Here is a 16,635-nt window from a genome sequence, read left to right as displayed (position 1 = left end):
CTACTTCGCCGCCTGCGCCGCGGGCGTAAAGGTGCACATCGGATCGTTCTTGCCCCGCGCCGAACAGCACGCGAGCAGATCGCTCACCGACTTCACGTTGGCCGCGTTCCACTCGTCGCGGCTGCGGTTGTTGTCGATCGGCATCCAGTGCGTCAGCGGATAGCGGCTCGCCAGCGGGTTGCTGCCTTTCGGCGGCGGCAGCAACCCGGCGGCGAGCGGCACGTAGATCTTGCAACTGTTCTGGTCGCCGATCCGGTGGCAGCCGATGCAGGTGTTACCGGGCGTGCTGATCGCGTGCGACGTCCATGACGCGAAGTCGGCCCCGAGATTGACGTACTTGCCCCACGGATCGGTCGGCACGCGGTTCCATACCTGCCCGATCCACGGGCTGTACATGACCGGGCTCGCATCGTGGCACGACACGCAGCGCTTCGTCGCGGTCGCAGCCGGTTTCCACCAGAATTCCGCGGCCGACGGCCGACCGGGCGGCGGGGTCTTCTCGTTCGGCGGCGGCACGCGCGACGCGTCCATGCCGCCCGTGCCGCCCTTGTCGGCATGAAACCAGCAGGTCTTGCCGTTACGCACGTGGTGCAGCACGATGTCGACTTCGTCGTAATACGGGCTGCGGTTCTCGCGGATCTGCTTGCGACGGCAAAACGCCGAGATCTGCGTGTCGCCGTGAGACAGGTCGAGGATCTTCGAGTAAGGCGTGCATTGCCCGGAGGTCGGCGCGTCGTACGGCAACAGCGCCGGGCGATCGCAGGTCATGTGTGCCGCGTACCGCGCGGGCACGCTGCCGTTGACGGTGATCGGCACGTCCGTCCCGCTGTTGCAGTCGAACGCGGGAATCTCGCCGATTTCGTCGGTGCACTGCTGCGCGTATTCGTGCAGGGACGCATCGGCGCCTTCCGCGGCAAACGGGGCGGGCGCGGCCAGCAGCAGCGCCAGCGCCGCGACGCAGGTCCTGATCGTCATGCCGCCTCCTTCGTGTAGCGCATCGCCACCTTGCGGATGGCCTCGATGTATTTGACGTAGCCGGTGCATCGGCACACGTTGCCGCCCACCCACGTCTCGATCATCGCGTCCAGCTCGGCGGCGGGCACCGGCTGCGCGCGCAGATGATCGAGCATCGCGGTGGCGGCCATCAGGAATCCCGACGCGCAGTAGCCGCACTGGAACGCGAACGATTCGAGAAAGCTCTGCTGCAGCGGCGACAGCGTGCCGTCCTGCGCGAGCCCTTCGATCGTGTACACGTGCATGCCGGCCATCGCGCTGACCGGCGTCGAGCACGACAGCGTCTTTTCCATCGGCGCATCGGGCGTGTTGCGCACGCCGACCGTGCACGCCCGGCACACGCCGATGCCGCAGCACAGCTTCGTGCCGGTCAGGTCCTGTCGTTCATGCAGGAAGTCGATGAGGTTCATGTCGGCGTCGGCGGCGGCTGCCTCGACGGGCTGGCCGTTCACGACCATGCGGACCGGATCGCTCATTGCAGTGCCTCCCGAATCTTGTCCGGCGTGACCGGCGTGACCCTGAACCTTCGCCCCGTCGCCATCGCCAGCGCATTGAGCAGCGCCGGCGCGATCGGGCACATCACCGCTTCCGCGATACCGCGCGCATTCGCGGGATCGTTGCCGGGCGGCGGCAGCGCGATCAGCTCCTGCTCGGGAATGTCGGGCAGGCGCGTCACCTCGTAGCGGTCGAGGTTCCATCGGCCACCACCCGGGCCGTCCGGGCCGAGCGGGCACGTCTCGGTCAGCACGTTGCCGATCCCCATCGCGACCGCGCCCTGCGACTGGCCTTCGACGAGCTCCGGCGACAGTTGCCGCCCGACGCTCACCGCCGACACCACGCGCTCGACCTTCACGCGCCCGTTCGCCGGATCGACGGACACGCCGACGAGCGACGCCGATGGCGCGTAGGTCGTGCGTCCGTAGAGGCTCGTGTCGACCGGCGGCGCCTGCAGCGTGCGGTACAGCGGCGTCAGGAAGTAGGGATCGAGGCCGACCGCCACGTAGTCGTAGTCGATTTGCGCACTGCCCGACGCGAACGGATAGGTGCCCTTCCAGAAGTAGCCGGCATAGCTCGCATGCACGGCCGCCACCGTCTGCAGGCCCAGCTTCGTGATGGTGCCGAACAGCGCCGGCCACGAAATCGGCGCGAGGCCGTTCGCGACGAGCGCACCATTGGCCCAGCGCACGTCCTCGGCGCGCACGGGCACGCCCCACCACGCACGGGCGGCCGGCAGCACGCTTTGCAGGAACAAGGCCTGTGCCGCCCCCTTCACTGCGTGGTACTGATGGAATGCGCCGAGACAGGCGCTCGACGAACCGTACGTGTAGCGCACCGTCTTCGGATTGGCCGACGGGTTGCTCGAACGCGTGAGCCCGAGTGCATTGAACGGCCCGATCTCGCTCATGGCGATCGTCTGCGCGTTCTGCCCGAGAAATTCGGACGGTGCGAGACCCAGCGTCGTGGCCGCGCCGTTACCCATGTCGGTGTACGGCGTGACCACGCGCAGCCGGCTGTCGGGCAGGATCTGCACCATCCCGAACATGCCGTCGCCGGAGGTGCCGTAGGCCTCGTTCGCCATCGCGAGCCCAACGCCGTAACGGAGATGACGCGCACCGCGTTCCGCGCGGGTGCGCTCGCGCTCGCGCCACAGCGGGTGCTGTTCGAGCCGGTCGAGCAGCGCGTCGAGCTGCAGGTCGAACAGGATCGGTGCACCCGTGATCGCGCGCCCCTTGCCGAGCCCGGGCGTGCCGCCGAGAAAATTGGCGCGACGGATCGCGAACGGCGACAGCCCGAGCCGGCGCGCGGCCTCGTCCATCAGCGTCTCGACGGCCATGAACGCCTGCGGGCCGCCGAAGCCGCGCTGCGATCCGCCGAACACTTCCCGCGTGTAAGTCGAGGCCGCCTGCGCGCGTGCGCGCGGAATCTCGTAGCAGCTCATCGCGCTCAGCGCGGCGAGCTGCGCGACGTACGGCGACAGGTTCTTCTTGCCGCCGCCGTTCATCAGGAAATCGCACGTGATCGCTTCGAGCTTGCCGCGCCGGTTGAACCACAGCGATTCGGAAAACTGCGTCTCGCAGCGCTTCAACCCGACCTGGAACTGCTCGTAGCGCGACTGTTGCCAGCGTAGCGCGCCCTTCGCGAACGGCGCCGCGAGCGCGAGATAGAGCGGGAAATAGGACTTGTCGCGCCCGCCGAAGCCGCCGCCCGGATAGCATGCGATGACGTGGGCCTCCTTGACCGCGACGTCGCTACCCTGGAACAGCCCGAGCGCGCCGGTCGCATCGTCGTTCGCCGACTGCGTACCGAGCACGAGGCTCATTTTCGCGCTGGACGCGTCGTACCATGCGAGCCCCGCTTCCGGTTCCATGAACATCGGGTCCATCGCCGGCGTCTCGAATCCTTCGTTGCCGGTCGCGCGCACGCCGATCCACGCGCCGGCGGCCGCGTTGCGGGCGATCGTCGCGTCGATGTTGGCGACCGCCTCCTCGCGTTGCTTCAGGTATTCGGCGGTCGGCTTGCCGCTGCTGTCGGTCTGGTAGTTGTCGACGTAGTTGAAGCCGCGTTCGTCGTCACGCACGTAGATCGTCACGGGGGAAAACGGCACGGCCTGCGCGGCCGTCGGGCGCGTGACCGGCGCGCCGTAACGGATCACGCCGCGGTTGAAATCGAGCAGCTTCTTCGCGCGACGATAGACATCGAAGTTCTCGAACACCAGCAGCGCGGCCGGTTGTCCGTAGCAATCCGCCGGGTGGCCGGTGCGCGCAAGCCAGTAGATGTCCTGGTTCGCGATCGGGTCGGCCTCGGGGGCCAGCGGAATCCGTCGCGCGCTCAGCAGCGCGTTGTCGACGACGGCGATCGGCCGCAATTCGGCCGGCAGCACCCCGAGGTCATAGCCTTCGTACACGGCGTCGACCCGATCGCACCGCAACGCATAGAGCCAGTTCTCCTGCTGCGGCCAGCCGACGAAGTCGCGCGACTTGAAGTCGCGTGCGTAGATCTTCTGGCCCGTGACCTTCGGGATGCCGTCGATGCGCCAGCGCGCCTTGCCGGGCACCGGCGCCCAGCCCGGCCCGGCCGCGTCGTCGCCTGCCTGCCCGGCGGCGCCGAGCGCCAGCGCCGGCAAATGGGTGATCGAGATCGCGACGAGCGCGCCGCTCCCGGCCAGCTTCAGAAACGTCCGGCGTGTCACAGGCACATCGATGGCCATGCTGGGTCCCTCGTTCGAATGGTCGTGCCGGCACGGTCGACGCGCGACGCGACGACGGCCGGGTGCGGGCCGCTTCGCGTGTGCTTCGTCGTGCGGGATGTCGGTGCGGAAACGGTCTTGCGGACGCGGTCGCGTGCCGGTGGTCAGGAATCGGGGGGAAGCGGACCGGGGAACGTGCGCGGCGGATTCGCGCGGGCGCCGCGGGCCCGTGGATGTCTGCTGGATGAAGCGTCAGGCCGCCTGCTTGCCATTGCTTGCTCGTTCATGTTTCCCCCGGCCTTGATCGTGCGTGACTGGCCTGTTTTCCGTATTGTCGGGCCGTCTCTTGATTTTCAAGTGTTGTTGTTCGGTATTGCCGGCACGTGCAACGTTTGCGTCGTCAGTACCGCGATGCAGACATGATTTCCAATAATGTAGAAATTCGGGCCGGGTATTTCAAGGAGATTTTCGGATGGCGCGCAGCGGTGCGCAAAAGAACGAACGAGAAGCCATTGCAATGAACGACTAAGTCAACAATCCCGCCAATCATTGCCGTCGTTCAATATCAGGCGCAGCATCGCCGTGCCGTTTCATTCGAGCGCACAACGCGATGCCGGCAAACTTCGCCGGCATTCAGGTTAGCAGTAGGGGGCAGCCGCTGAGGCGGTGGACTACGGCTCGTTCCATGGCCGACCATGGATCCAGGATGCCTTGACGCCGCTATGGTCAACCTGTCTCGCGGCGCCGCCTGGGGAGGGAGCCTCCATGAAGCCTGCTACCGTGCCGGCCGGCGGGGGTGGCCATCCGGCACGCAACACCTTGATCGACGCAACCGGCACAACGCCGCTGCGTCACTCACTGCCCGATGCCCACGAACGTCGGCAGCAGCACGCGATAGACGTGAATCATCGCCGGCCCGAGCAGCACCATCATCAGTGCGGGGAAAATGCAGAAGATCAGCGGAAACAGCAGCTTCAGCGCGATCTTCGCGGCCCGCTCTTCCGCGCGCATCCGCCGCCGCGTGCGCAGCAGGTCGGACAGCACGCGCAGCGATTCGCCGATGCTCGTGCCGAAGCGGTCGGCCTGGATCAGCATCGCGCAGAACGACTCGATGTCCTCCACGCCGGTACGCAGCGCGAGATTGCGCAGCGCCGTCTCCTTCGTGAAGCCGGAGCGCATCTCGAGCAGCAGCAGGTCGAGTTCGCTCGCGACCACCTCGCTGCTGAACCGCAGTTCCTCGCTCACCTTCATCAGCGCCGCATCGAGCCCGAGCCCCGCTTCGACGCACACCGTCAGCAGGTCGAGCGCGTCCGGGAAATCCTCGAAGATCTTGCGCTGGCGCACCTTGACCCGCTGCGACATCACGATGTTCGGAATGTAGTAGCCGATCCCGGCGAGCGCGACGAGGATCGCCGACAGGATCACGCGTTCGTCGCCGAGCGACGTCGGGATCAGCACCAGCAGCGCCGCGCACGGCAGCCCGAGCGCGAGCGCCGTCTTCGCGGTGAAATACAGCGCGGCCGCGCTCTGGTTGCGCCAGCCGGCATTCATGAGCCGGATGCGCAGCGGCGAATTCTCCCAGCCGTCCTTCGGCACCGACAGCTTCGAGATCGGCGTGGACAGCTCGACCAGCTTCGCGACCCAGCGCGACGCCAGGTCGTCGCCGTCGCCCGCGCCGGCCACGCCAGCCGCGCCCGCCCCGGCCCCGCCGGCCTGCTGGACCCGGCGCTGGATGCTGCGCGGCGCGAACAGCAGCATCGCGACGAGCGCGCCGCCGGCCACGAAGAGGAACAAGCCGCCCAGCATCACGGCCTGGACTACGCTCAGGTTTTGCATGACAGCCTCGCAACGGTTCGTTATACGGCTCGCGCGTCAGACGCGAATGCGGACGATACGGCGGATCCAGATCAGCCCGAACAGCATCGACACCAGCATCGTGCCGACCATCCGGATCCCCGCCGGGTCCTCCCAGAGCACGGACAGGAATTCGCGGTTCAGCAGCGCCATCACCGCGGCGGTGCCGAACGGCAGCAGCCCGAGAATCCACGCCGACAGCCGCCCTTCCGCCGACAGCACGCGCACCTTGTCGAACAGCTTGAAGCGCTCGCGGATCAGCGCGGCGATGCTGTCGAGCAGCTCGGCCAGGTTGCCGCCCGTCTCGCGCTGGATCAGCACCGCGATCACGAAGTAGCGCAGGTCCTGCACCGGCACGCGCGTGACGAGGTTCAGCAGTGCGTCGTGCAGCGACACGCCGTAGTTGACCTCGTCGAACGTGACGCGGAACTCGCCGCCCATCGGCTCGGGAAACTCGTCGCCGACCATCCCGAGCGTGCTCGTGAACGAGTGGCCGGACCGCAGCGCGCGCGCGATCATGTCGCAGATGTCCGGCAACTGCCGCTCGAGCTTGCGCATCCGCTTCCCGCGGCAGCGCATCACGTACATCATCGGCAGGCATCCGGCGAACAGCGCGACCGGCAGCGCGGCGAGCTGCGGCAACGTCGCGAAGCTCAGCGCCAGCCACGCGAACGCCGCGAACACCGTGCTGAGCATGATCAGCTTCGGCAGCGTCCAGTCGAGGCCCGATTGCTGGATCACGAGATCGAGCCGATGCACGCGCGGCATGCGCAGCAGCAGCCGGTCGAACGGCTTCGATTCGTCGAGCATCCGCTTCTTCAGGATCGACAGCCGTTCCTGCTGCACGTTGCCGCCGGCCGACATCGCCCGGATGCGCGATTCGATCCGGCGCGCGGCCGCGCCATGCCGCGCGTTCCACCATTGATAACCGCCTTCGATCGCGAGGACCACCGCGACGAAGGTGAGAATCACAAAACCGTAAAAGATCGTGTTCATGAAGCCTCCCCGGCAGCGAACGGCGCCCTGTCGTCAGTTCGTCTCGTACCGCTGAGACGGGTCGTACAGCGAATCCGGCAGGTTGATGCCGAACGCCTGCAGCCGCTCGACGAACTTCGGCCGCACGCCCGTCGCGCAGAAGTGGCCGCGTACCGAACCGTCGCGGTCCACGCCCGTGCGCTTGAACGTGAAGATCTCCTGCATGTTGATGATGTCGCCCTCCATCCCGGTCAGTTCCTGGATGCTGACGATCTTGCGCCTGCCGTCGGTCAGCCGCGCGGCCTGCACGACCACCGAGATCGCCGATGTGATCTGCTGGCGCATCGTCTTCGGCGGCAACGTCAGGCCGGAGACGCTGACCATGTTCTCGAGCCGCGTCAGCGCGTCGCGCGGGGTGTTCGCGTGGATCGTCGCGAGCGAGCCTTCGTGGCCGGTGTTCATCGCGTTGAGCATGTCGAGCGCTTCGGCACCGCGCACTTCGCCGAGGATGATCCGGTCCGGGCGCATCCGCAGCGCGTTGCGCACCAGCGTGCGCTGCGTGATCTCGCCCTTGCCCTCGATGTTCGGCGGGCGGGTTTCGAGCCGCAGCACGTGCGGCTGCTGCAGTTGCAGTTCGGCGGCATCCTCGATCGTCACGATCCGCTCGTTGCGCGGAATGAAGCCGGACAGGATGTTGAGCAGCGTCGTCTTGCCGCTGCCGGTGCCGCCCGACACCAGCACGTTCACCTTCGCGCGCGACAGCGCGTCGAGCAGCTCGGCCATCGGCGGCGTCAGGCTGTGGTAGCGCACGAGGTCGTCCATCTTCAGCGGATTGACCGCGAAACGCCGGATCGACATCAGCGGCCCGTCGATCGCGGACGGCGGGATGATCGCGTTCACGCGCGAGCCGTCGGGCAGCCGCGCATCGACCATCGGGCTCGATTCGTCGATGCGGCGCCCGACGCGCGACACGATCTTCTCGATCACCTTCATCAGGTGCGCGTCGTCGTAGAACGTCACGTCGGTCAGTTCGAGCTGGCCGAAGCGCTCGACATAGACCTGCCGGTACGTGTTCACGAGGATGTCGGAAATGCTCGGGTCGCGCAGCAGCGCTTCGAGCGGGCCGAAACCGAACATCTCGTCGTACACGTCGATCGCGAGCTGCCGCCGTTCGATGTCGTTCGCCGGCAGCCGCTCCTCGTCGAGGATGCGCGTGATCAGCAGGCCGATCTCCATGCGGACCGATTCCTGCGGCATCCGCGACAGGCGCTCGAGCTCGACACGTTCGAGCACGGCCAGGTGAATTTCGCGGCGCAGCTTCTGGTATGCGTCGCGCACCGACGAATGGGCCGGGCCGGCCGGTTCGCTGCCCGTCGCCAGCGGTTGGGCCCGTTGCAAGGACATCTGTTCGCGCAATGACATGATGGTTCCCCGAAAGATTTACATGGACTTGAGCTTCGGCGTGGCCTTGCGGCCGAACAGCCGGGACATCAGCGGTTCGCTGTGCGTCGCGCCGTGCCCCGCCCGCACCTCCCCTTCGACGAGTTGCTTCGCATACCCCTGCAACGCACGGACGACCCCCGTGCCACGCGCGACCCGCGACACCGGATGGCCCTGGTTGATCGCTTCGAGCACGGTATCGGCATCGTCGGGAATCGTGCAGGCCGCGTGCAGGCCGAGCACTTCCTCGAGCGCCGTGCGGGTGCGCTCGCTCGCGCGCGTCGCGCGGTTCACGATCAGCCGCATCTGGTCGGCCGAGTAGCCGAGCGACACGAGGATCTCCAGCAGCCGGCGCCCGGCCCGCACGTGCGGCATCGCGGGCTGCAGCACGAGCGCGATCTGGTCGCTGCGATCCAGCGCGACCATCGACAGCGGATTGATGCAGACGCCGACGTCGAAGATCACGTAGTCGTAACGCGGCGCGGCGACGCCCAGGATCCATTCGAGCGCGTCCTCGCGCATCTCGGCGGCCTTGACCGGGTCGCCGGCGCCCGCGAGCACGTGGAAGTTTTCCGTCACGTGCGCAACGCTCGCGTCGAGGAACGCGCTGTCGAGCCGTTCGATCTGCGCGCACAGCTGCGGCAGCGTCGACGGCGGGGTTTCGTCGCTGACGAGGAACGCCGCGTCGGCGAACTGCTGGTTCAGGTCGATCAGCAGCACGCGGCGCTTGAAGCCTTCCGCGATCTCGAACGCGAGGTTGCTGGCCGCGAAGCTCGTGCCGGCCCCGCCCTTGCACGACATGAACGACACGATCCGCGTGTCGTCGGTGTCGCGCCGCGTGCTTTGCGCGGCGGCCCGTTCGAGCGCGTGGCCGAGCGCCTGCGGGTCGAGCGGCCACTGCAGCACGTCGCGGGCGCCCGCACGCATCGCGTCGAGCAGCACGTGCGGCGAGGTGTCCGCCGTCACGAGAATGCAGGTCAGGCTCGCGTGCGCGCGGCAGATCCGTTCGATAGCCGACAGCTCGGACGGGTCGAGCGACGTGCCGTCGACCAGCAGGATGTCGAACGCGTCGAGCCCGTCGGTGCGATGTTCGATCTGCGACGGGCGGCCGGTCGCGCGTGTCGCGCGATAGTGTCCGCAGTCGGCCACGAGGCGCGCGATCTGCGTGAGTCGCGCGGTGTCGTCGGAAGCTACGAGGATGTTGATCATGTCGTGTGCCTCGCCTGTTCGATCAATTGCAGTTGGCGCCGCCGGTCGCGGAAGTCAGGCTTTCGCGCGGCAGTGTCGTCGTGAACGGCGGCATCGTCACCGTGATGTTCACGAACGGGATCATCGTCTTGACGGTGACGTTCGTGACGCTGACCGTCACGAACGCGCACGAATTCACGTCACAGCTCGCGGGCGAGTAGTTCACCGACACGTTCGCGGCCTGCAGCAGCGGCAGCAGCGATCTCACCCGCTTCACGACGCCGGCCGCATTCACGTCGCACACCACCGCCGTGCGCGCGCCCAGGCGCACGGCTTCGCTCGCGGTGCCCCAGTAGAACAGCACGCGGCCGAACTCGAAGATGCCGATCAGCAGCATGATCAGGATCCACGCGATCAGCGCGAACTCGACGATCGCCGAGCCGCGCTGGGCACGCCGGCGTGACGGGGGGGCATGGCGCGCGTTCATGACACTTGCCTCATCACGGTGACGATGTTGTTGAAGGTGATCGACGGCAGCCCCGGGAACGCGGGGATCGGCTGGTACTTGTAGCCCGTGATCTTCACTTCGACGACGTTGATCGCGCCCGTCGCGGTGCCGCCCGACGCATTGTTGTTCGAGTCGTAGGTCGGCAGGTTCGCGAACTGCGACGGGTCGGACGTGTCGCTGCAGCCGGTCGTGCGCTGCGCGTCGCAGATCGTCACCATCGACGTCTTGAGCCCCGGCACCAGCTCGGTGCCGGAAGCCCCGCACGTCGTGCTGCCGTAGACGACGAGGCACTGCGCCTGCGAGGCCGGATACGCGCTGTCGGTCGGCAACCAGACCGACAGGTAGCGCGCCGCGTCGCGCGTCGCCTTGGTCAGCGTCTCGAACTGGTAGATCGCGCGGCCGAACTCGGCCACGCCGGTCGCGAGCATGATCATCGGCATCAGCACGAGCGCGAACTCGACGGCGACGGCGCCGCGGGTGCGCGAACGGCGAAACGGGGGCTTTTTCATGATCCGCTCTCCGCTATTGAACGAGCATCGGGACCTGGGTCCCGGACGCGCTGCCGCTGCCCGGCAAGCCGTGCGTCGCGCACGGACTGTTGCCGGAGACCGACGAGCCGAGGTATTCGAGGTGCGCGACGATTCCGCCTTTTCCTGGACTGAACGGCACCGGGTCGAGCATCAGCACGCAATCCCATTGCGTGACGTGCACCTTGCCGCTGCTCCCCTTCAGCGTCGAACAGTCGCCCTCCGGTGCGAGCGCGACGCGGCGGTCGCCGCCGAAGGTCTGGTAGTTGCTGGCCGTCGCCGTCCCGCTGGTGGCGATCCCGCTGCCCGAAGGCGGCGCGCCGTCGCCCTGGTAGGACTTGAAGGCTGCGCGGTCGGCGACGAACTGCGTGTACGCGTCGCCCTTGATGCCTGCCGTTCCGGGCGGCCCGTAGTTCGGGCCGACATACGCGTAGCCGGTGAAGTCAGGCTGGCCGCTCGAACCGTTCGCGCCATTCGTATAGATGCCGAAGCGCGTGTTCCAGGCACGCAACGATGCCGACTTCAGGCCCGTTGAACCGAGGTCCGGCGGGCTCGTGATGTTGCAGGTGTTGCTCGACAGCTCGCTGGCGATGGTCGGTTCATTCGTCGAGCCGTCGAGCGCCGCCCAGCCGAAGTTGCCCGGCCCGTAGGTCGTCGACGAACCGGACAGCGACGAGATCCAGTCGCCGACCTTGTAGGCCGGATCGGACGGGCCGCGGCACACGAACACCGGAATCGCGCAGGTCGTCTGCCCGCCGCCGACGGTGGCGATCGCGCTGGCCGACACTTCCGCCGCGTTCGCGAGCTTCGTGCCCGGCAGCACGTTCAGTATCTCGATGAACCAGTGCGCGATGTTGCTCAACGTGGCGGTGCACTGCACGTACTTGATGTTCGCCGGCGTCGTGACCGAGTTCTTCGTGAGGAACGCGTTGGACAGCGAGTCGCTGAACGTGACGTTCGCGTTCGTCGACATCTGCACCGACTTGTTCTGGAAGAACACGAAGTTCAGGTGGCCGGCGGCGATGCCGTCCGCCTCGGCCACCGACAGGCTGATGGCCGAAGTCAGGTCACGCGCAGCCGACAGCGCGCAGGCATCGGCGCTGTTCTGCAGTTCGCTGCGCGTGACGTACAGCTTGCCGAGATCCAGCGCGAGGCCGACGAACCCGATCATCACCGCCAGTGCGAGACCGACGATGATCGCGACGGCACCGCGCTGGCGATGCAGGCTGCGACGCATGACTTTCGGATGGCGAGCTGCGCTGTTCATGGCGTTCTCCCTGAGCGTGCCGTCGTTACTGGGTGGACTTGCCGATGCCGATCACGAACGCATTGGCGGGCGGCACGGTCTGCTTGAACGACTTGTCGTAGTTGTCGAGCGCGGCCGCGGCGGCAGCGCCGTCGACCCCCGGCGCCGACACCGAGGCCGCGTGTTCGGCGGCATGCGGGTCGATGATCTGGGCCTGGGTCACGGCGCGGACCGAATCGCCGAAACGGGTGTCCCACACCGGGGTCGAGGACATGCAGCCGGCAAGCGCGAACGCGAGCGGTGCGGCGAGCGCCACGCGGCGCACGATGACGAGGTAGGCGGATTTCATGAGCGTCCCCTTGGATGGCTTCAACGATCGGTGGATTCGGGTGCCGCGCTCACGCGCACGACCTGCTGCGCATGAACCGCCGCCGGTGTCCGGCGCTTCGGCTGCCCCGTGGGCTGGGCCGGCGTGTCGGAACCGGCTGCCGCAAGACGGGCGGCGGCGGCTTCGATACGCGCGATGCGGGCCGCGTTGTCGGGTTCGTGCTGCGGGACGGCGGCGGCAACCGGTGCAGGCGTCTTCTGCGGCTCGGCCGGCGCCGGCGGCTGCGCGTCCGTCCCCTGCGGCACGCGCGGTGCGGGCAGCGCGGCGGCCGGGCCGGCGGGCGCTTCCGATTGCGGTGCCGGTGCGGGGGCCGGTGCCTGGGCCGGGGTCTGCGGTGAGGCCGCCGCGCCGTTCGCCGGTTGAGCACCGTGCTTGCGGAGGCCACCGCGGCCTTCCATGTTGCCCGTCGCATACACGTCGATTTCGTTCGGCTTCGTGAAGCTGTCGGTCGGCAGCGGCACGTCGGCGGTCTGCAGCGGCTTCACCAGGTGCGGCGTGATCACGAAGATCAACTCGGTGCGGTCCTGCTGGAACGAGGTACTGCGGAGCAGCGCGCCGAGCACGGGAATTTCGCCGACACCCGGGAGCGCCTTCAACGCGCCGGTCCCGTTGTCCTTGATCAGCCCGCCGATCGCGAACGTTTCGCCGTCGCCCATCTGCACCGTCGTCGATGCACGCCGCGTCGTGATCAGCGGCAGGATCGACGTGCCGCCGATGTTGGACGCGCTCAGCGTGACGCCCGTCTGCGACAGCTCCGACACTTCCGGCGCAACCTTCAGGCTGATCCGGCCATTGCCCAGCACGGTCGGCGTGAACTTCAGCGCGACGCCGAATTCCTCTTCCTGCAGCGTGATCGACGAGACGCCGTTGCTGCCGCTCTGCGGGATCGGGATGAAGATCTTGCCGCCGGCGAGGAACGTCGCTTCCTGGCCGCTGATCGTCACGAGATTCGGCTCCGCGAGGATCTTGACCAGGTTGTCGGTGTTCTGCGCATCGGCCGCGAGGTTGAACGGCCTGTTGTTCGCCTTGCTGAAGGCGATGCCGGTCGCGACGCCCGCGAGCAGGTTGCTGACCAGCGCGCCGCTCCACGAACCGAAGCCGCCCTGGATGTTGAGCGCGCTGCCCATCTGGTTGATCAGCGTCTTCGACACCTCGGCCACCTTCACCTCGAGCATCACCTGCTGCGGCGACGTGACGTTCAGCATGTTGAGCACCCCGCCCGCCTTGCCGCCGCTCGCCGGATCGCCCGCGCTGTCGCCGTACGCCCGGGCGATCTGCATGGCCTGCTGCGCGGCCATCGAGCTCGACACGGTGCCGGCCAACACGATCGTGCCGGCGGCGGTCGACACATGGATGTCGCGCTCGCTCGGCATCAGCTGCATCAGCGACGCCTGCAGGCCGCCGGCATCCGCGCCGACCGCGACGTCGATCACGCGACATGCCCCGCTCTTGCCCTGCACGATCATGTTGGTCGTGCCGACCGCGAGCCCGAGGATGTACAGCGTCTGCGGCGACACCATCGTGGCCTGCGCGACGGCCGGATTGCCGATCGTCCGATTACGGACCGGCTCCGGCATCGGCACCAGCAGCGACTTGCCGAGCGGCACGCTGACGCTGGTCGATTCGCGCACCGCGCCGACGCAGTTCGGTCCGCGCAGCGGCCCCGCCGCCGCCGCGGGCGCGGCGGCCGCCACCGGCGCCATGCTGATCGTCATCTGCATCGGCCCCTTGCCGACCGCGGCCGGCGCGCTGGCGCCGCCCTTGGTCAGCGCGGCCGACTCGACGCCTTCCTGCGCGAGTGCGCCATAAACGGTCAGCCATCCTGAACAGAGGATCGCGGCCATCATCGTGCCCCGTGCGACGCGTGTCTGCAGCGGGCCGGTACCTGTGCGTTGCGGTTTGATCTTCATTTCGTCTGATCCCCCGAGAGACCGGCGTCGCGCCGGTTATCGACTGCCAGGGCCGCCGCGCGTTGCCGGCGGCCGTTTATGTGACTTCAAAGAACCGATTCAGAAACACTCGACGCTGCCCTTCACGCCCGTCAGCACGCCGACGCAGTCGCGCCGCACTTCCGGCCCCGCGTGCGATGCGACGTGCACGCGGACCGTCTTCACGCGGGCCGGTGCCGGCGGCGCTTCGGGTGCGGGTTCCTTGCCGAGCAGCGTCAGCTTGGTCGCCCCGTCGGTGTTCAGCGTCTTCTGGTCGACCTGGTTGCGCAGCACGAGCGACAGCGTGCCGACGCTGCGCGCGAGGTCGAGCCGCTCGGCCTGGTCGGGCGTGACTTCCAGCGTCACCGCGTTGACGACTTTCGGCGCCGTGTCGTCGCGGCTGACCTGCTGCGCGACGGCGAGCACGAGGATGTGCTCGAGCACGATCTTCGAGATGCTCTGCCCGTCGGTCTTGCCCTGTTGTTCCTGCGTGTTGACGATCACGTCGACGTAGTTGCCCGGCAGCGCGAAGCCCGCGACGCCGACCACGTCGTTCACGCGCACCGTGATCGCGCGGCTGCCGTCGGCGATGACCGCGGACAGCCCGCCCTTCGTGCCGACCGGCGCGAGCTTCGACTCGATCACCGGCTCGCCGCGTGCGAGGCTGGTGCGCACGACGCGCCCTTCGAGCCCCTTCGTATCGGTGAACGCGCCGGTGGGCACGCTGCCCGACGGCCAGCTGACCATGTGGATCTGGTTCGGCCCGAGCGGCTCGCCCAGGTTCAGGTCGGTGGTGGCCACCGCGACCGGCGTAACCGAGCTCGTGGACGTCTGCACCAGCCAGTGGGACGCGAACACGACCGCGGCAAGACCCGCGACCATCGCGACGACCAGCATCATGACCGCTCGACTGTTTTTCATGGCAATGCTCCTCGACGAATCGTGAAAGAAACGGCTCAACCGGTGACGTAGGTGCGCCCGCCGCGCTCGACGGGCGGCGGATGGCTGCCGTCCCGTTCGGGCACCGTGCCGAAATAGCTCGCCCATGCGTCGTACAGCGCGTCGTGCGTCACCTCGGGCGGATCGCCGCGGTAACGCGCGCCGGCGGCCACGAGACGCAACAGGTCCGCCGGGAAACAGGCGAGAAACGCCTTGCCGGTCGGCAGGTGCAGCCGATGCAGCAGGTAGTCGAATGCATCGCTCGCCGAGACGAGCCCGAGCGATGCGCAGGCCGCGTTGTACACCGCGCGGTAGTCGTCGATCGACATCGCGCCGACGTGCAGCTTCGAACCGAGGCGGCGCAGGAACGCGTCGTCGCCCAGCTGCTCCGGCGACAGGTTGCTCGAGAACACCGGCCAAACGTCGAACGGCATCACGAAGCGGTTGCCGGATTCGAGCGTCAGCAAATCGACGCCGCGATCGAGCGGGCGCAGCCAGCGATTGAGCAGGTCGCGCGGCTCGACGCGCTGGCGGCCGAGATCGTCGACGACGTACATGCCCAGGTTCGCCTTCATGTGCGGCGGCGCCTGGTAGAAGCCGGCGGCCTCGTCGCGGCGCAGGTCGAGCTCGTCGAGCGTCAGTTCGCCGCCCGACATCACGACCGGCCGGTGGCACAGGCGCCAGCGGCGATCGACCGACAGGCCGCCGGACGGCGTGTCCGCGTCGACGTGCACGAGCGGGTCGTAGATCTGGATCACTTCGCCGGCCGCCCAGATCGCGTGCGGCACCGGCACGCGGCCGCGCATCAGCGAGCCGAGCCGCTCGGCGAGGAAGGTCTTGCCGCTGCCGGCCGGGCCGTGGATCAGCAGCGGACGGCCCGCGTTCAGCGCGGCCGCCGCCGCATCGAGCAGCGACGTGTCGATCACGATCCCTTCGAACGCCGCCCACACTTCGTCCTGGCTGATGCGCAGCTTGCGTACCGAATGCGCGTCCAGGCACGCGATATAGGCATCGAGCGTCACCGGTGCGGGCCCGCTGTAGCCGCTGCGGGCCCGTTCTTCCAGCGCGAGCACGCGGCCCGCGTCGGTCAGGCGGAACGTGACGTCGAGATCGGTCGCACCTCGGTGCGTGAGTTCGACGAGATGCTCGCGCACCAGGAATGCGAAGACGTCGTCGAGCACCGCGAGCGACAGGCAGTGCCGTTCGACCAGGTCGCCGTAAGACGGGCGGCCGAGCATCAGCGTCGACTTCAGCACGAGGCCGGCAACGAACGTCATGCTCAACCCGGTTTCCTCGAGCGAGCGCGGCGCCACCGGCAACTGCGCCCCCAGCTTCGTATGCACTTCCCGCGACGGCAACGGATCGGGCAGGCGTGCCACCTGTGCGTCGCGTCTCGGTTCGGTGTGATTCGTGTTCATGATCGTTGCGTCCTCGTTGCGGA

14 protein-coding genes are annotated in these 16,635 nt (G+C 67.9%); all 14 read right to left on the bottom strand.

Annotated features, from left to right (window positions below; genetic code table 11):
• The gene (locus LGM89_RS26635) at positions 1 to 975 is read right to left on the bottom strand and encodes a hypothetical protein (RefSeq protein ID WP_226274458.1); all 975 of its coding nucleotides are present in this window, start codon (positions 973 to 975) and stop codon (positions 1 to 3) included.
• A complete protein-coding gene (locus LGM89_RS26630; RefSeq protein ID WP_226274457.1) occupies positions 972 to 1,490 on the bottom strand; it encodes a (2Fe-2S)-binding protein in 519 nt (172 codons plus the stop codon). The genes LGM89_RS26635 and LGM89_RS26630 overlap by 4 nt, the downstream gene beginning before the upstream one ends.
• A complete protein-coding gene (locus LGM89_RS26625; RefSeq protein WP_226274456.1) occupies positions 1,487 to 4,222 on the bottom strand; it encodes a xanthine dehydrogenase family protein molybdopterin-binding subunit in 2,736 nt (911 codons plus the stop codon). Before LGM89_RS26625 ends, LGM89_RS26630 begins: the two co-directional genes overlap by 4 nt.
• Before the next feature lie 834 nt (positions 4,223 to 5,056).
• Positions 5,057 to 6,037: a type II secretion system F family protein gene (locus LGM89_RS26620; RefSeq protein WP_226274455.1), complete on the bottom strand. Its 981-nt coding sequence runs from the start codon at positions 6,035 to 6,037 to the stop codon at positions 5,057 to 5,059.
• Between the two features lie 36 nt (positions 6,038 to 6,073).
• Entirely contained in the window at positions 6,074 to 7,051 is a 978-nt protein-coding gene (locus LGM89_RS26615) for a type II secretion system F family protein (RefSeq protein WP_089498731.1), read from the bottom strand.
• 33 nt (positions 7,052 to 7,084) lie between these two features.
• On the bottom strand, positions 7,085 to 8,452 hold the full coding sequence (locus LGM89_RS26610) for a CpaF family protein (protein ID WP_089498732.1): 1,368 nt from the start codon (positions 8,450 to 8,452) through the stop codon (positions 7,085 to 7,087).
• An 18-nt stretch (positions 8,453 to 8,470) separates the two neighbouring features.
• Positions 8,471 to 9,679, bottom strand: a complete 1,209-nt coding sequence (locus LGM89_RS26605) for an AAA family ATPase (RefSeq protein WP_089498733.1) — start codon at positions 9,677 to 9,679, stop codon at positions 8,471 to 8,473.
• Positions 9,680 to 9,701: 22 nt separating this feature from the next.
• Positions 9,702 to 10,145, bottom strand: a complete 444-nt coding sequence (locus tag LGM89_RS26600) for a TadE/TadG family type IV pilus assembly protein (protein ID WP_089498734.1) — start codon at positions 10,143 to 10,145, stop codon at positions 9,702 to 9,704.
• Positions 10,142 to 10,675 (bottom strand): TadE/TadG family type IV pilus assembly protein, encoded by a 534-nt coding sequence (locus LGM89_RS26595; RefSeq protein WP_089498735.1) that lies wholly within the window; start codon positions 10,673 to 10,675, stop codon positions 10,142 to 10,144. The genes LGM89_RS26600 and LGM89_RS26595 overlap by 4 nt, the downstream gene beginning before the upstream one ends.
• 13 nt (positions 10,676 to 10,688) lie before the next feature.
• Positions 10,689 to 11,960, bottom strand: a complete 1,272-nt coding sequence (locus tag LGM89_RS26590) for a pilus assembly protein TadG-related protein (protein ID WP_089498736.1) — start codon at positions 11,958 to 11,960, stop codon at positions 10,689 to 10,691.
• A 25-nt stretch (positions 11,961 to 11,985) separates the two neighbouring features.
• A complete protein-coding gene (locus LGM89_RS26585; protein WP_089498737.1) occupies positions 11,986 to 12,288 on the bottom strand; it encodes a hypothetical protein in 303 nt (100 codons plus the stop codon).
• A gap of 20 nt (positions 12,289 to 12,308) precedes the next feature.
• A complete protein-coding gene (locus LGM89_RS26580) occupies positions 12,309 to 14,237 on the bottom strand; it encodes a type II and III secretion system protein family protein (protein WP_226274454.1) in 1,929 nt (642 codons plus the stop codon).
• A 99-nt stretch (positions 14,238 to 14,336) separates the two neighbouring features.
• Positions 14,337 to 15,176 (bottom strand): Flp pilus assembly protein CpaB, encoded by an 840-nt coding sequence (gene cpaB, locus LGM89_RS26575; RefSeq protein ID WP_089498739.1) that lies wholly within the window; start codon positions 15,174 to 15,176, stop codon positions 14,337 to 14,339.
• A 35-nt stretch (positions 15,177 to 15,211) separates the two neighbouring features.
• The gene (locus tag LGM89_RS26570) at positions 15,212 to 16,612 is read right to left on the bottom strand and encodes an ATPase (RefSeq protein WP_089498740.1); all 1,401 of its coding nucleotides are present in this window, start codon (positions 16,610 to 16,612) and stop codon (positions 15,212 to 15,214) included.
• Between the last annotated feature and the right edge of the window lie 23 nt (positions 16,613 to 16,635).

The organism is Burkholderia sp. AU31624 (genome assembly GCF_020420065.1).
Taxonomy (GTDB): domain Bacteria; phylum Pseudomonadota; class Gammaproteobacteria; order Burkholderiales; family Burkholderiaceae; genus Burkholderia.
This window is presented reverse-complemented; position numbering and strand designations above follow the sequence as displayed.

Bases quoted from the DNA above. Each gene is read 5' to 3' on its own strand.
- LGM89_RS26625 (WP_226274456.1), bottom strand. From the start codon at position 4,222: ATGGCCATCGATGTGCCTGTGACACGCCGGACGTTTCTGAAGCTGGCC.
- LGM89_RS26610 (WP_089498732.1), bottom strand. From the start codon at position 8,452: ATGTCATTGCGCGAACAGATGTCCTTGCAACGGGCCCAACCGCTGGCG.
- LGM89_RS26590 (WP_089498736.1), bottom strand. From the start codon at position 11,960: ATGAACAGCGCAGCTCGCCATCCGAAAGTCATGCGTCGCAGCCTGCAT.
- LGM89_RS26595 (WP_089498735.1), bottom strand. From the start codon at position 10,675: ATGAAAAAGCCCCCGTTTCGCCGTTCGCGCACCCGCGGCGCCGTCGCC.
- LGM89_RS26620 (WP_226274455.1), bottom strand. From the start codon at position 6,037: ATGCAAAACCTGAGCGTAGTCCAGGCCGTGATGCTGGGCGGCTTGTTC.
- LGM89_RS26580 (WP_226274454.1), bottom strand. From the start codon at position 14,237: ATGAAGATCAAACCGCAACGCACAGGTACCGGCCCGCTGCAGACACGC.
- LGM89_RS26630 (WP_226274457.1), bottom strand. From the start codon at position 1,490: ATGAGCGATCCGGTCCGCATGGTCGTGAACGGCCAGCCCGTCGAGGCA.
- LGM89_RS26605 (WP_089498733.1), bottom strand. From the start codon at position 9,679: ATGATCAACATCCTCGTAGCTTCCGACGACACCGCGCGACTCACGCAG.
- LGM89_RS26615 (WP_089498731.1), bottom strand. From the start codon at position 7,051: ATGAACACGATCTTTTACGGTTTTGTGATTCTCACCTTCGTCGCGGTG.
- LGM89_RS26635 (WP_226274458.1), bottom strand. From the start codon at position 975: ATGACGATCAGGACCTGCGTCGCGGCGCTGGCGCTGCTGCTGGCCGCG.
- LGM89_RS26585 (WP_089498737.1), bottom strand. From the start codon at position 12,288: ATGAAATCCGCCTACCTCGTCATCGTGCGCCGCGTGGCGCTCGCCGCA.
- LGM89_RS26600 (WP_089498734.1), bottom strand. From the start codon at position 10,145: ATGAACGCGCGCCATGCCCCCCCGTCACGCCGGCGTGCCCAGCGCGGC.
- cpaB (WP_089498739.1), bottom strand. From the start codon at position 15,176: ATGAAAAACAGTCGAGCGGTCATGATGCTGGTCGTCGCGATGGTCGCG.
- LGM89_RS26570 (WP_089498740.1), bottom strand. From the start codon at position 16,612: ATGAACACGAATCACACCGAACCGAGACGCGACGCACAGGTGGCACGC.